This is a genomic window from Curtobacterium sp. 18060, from assembly GCF_902706105.1.
GTDB lineage: Bacteria > Actinomycetota > Actinomycetes > Actinomycetales > Microbacteriaceae > Curtobacterium.
The window spans coordinates 1-450 of record NZ_CACSJV010000121.1; the positions used below are offsets into that span (position 1 = coordinate 1).

Below are 450 nucleotides of genomic sequence, written 5' to 3' on the forward strand. Positions count from 1 at the left end.
CTGCCGAACGGAGCGACGATCGTGGTGCCGAACGATGGCGCCAACCAAGGGCAGGCGCTGTGGCTGCTGCAGCGCATCGGCCTGATTACGCTCGACCCGGCGGTGGAGCCGCGCACGGCGAAGCTGAAAAATATCGTCGGCAACTCGCATCAGTTTAATTTCAAAGAGCTGGATCTGCTCACCATGCCGCGCGCGCTCAATTCGGTGGATGCGGCAATCGGCTATGTCTCGCAGTTTGATGCCGGAAAGGTGTCGCGGGACAGAGGGATTTTATTCCCGCCGGCGCCGCGCACCTTCGCGTCGCAGCTGGTCATCGGCACGCCTTATTTGTCGCAGGAGAATATCGTCAAATTAAAGCAGGCGTTTTCCGACCCGCGCATCCAGACCTGGCTGAAAACCACCGACGATCCGCTGGTGAAAGACGTGCTGGTACCGGTTTCCGCTGAATAA

General features: G+C 59.3%; 1 protein-coding gene. It reads left to right on the forward strand.

The window, feature by feature from the left end; genetic code table 11:
* Nucleotides 1–450: MetQ/NlpA family ABC transporter substrate-binding protein (locus tag GVL05_RS19845; RefSeq protein ID WP_235036091.1), on the forward strand; the 450-nt coding region annotated here is incomplete at its 5' end.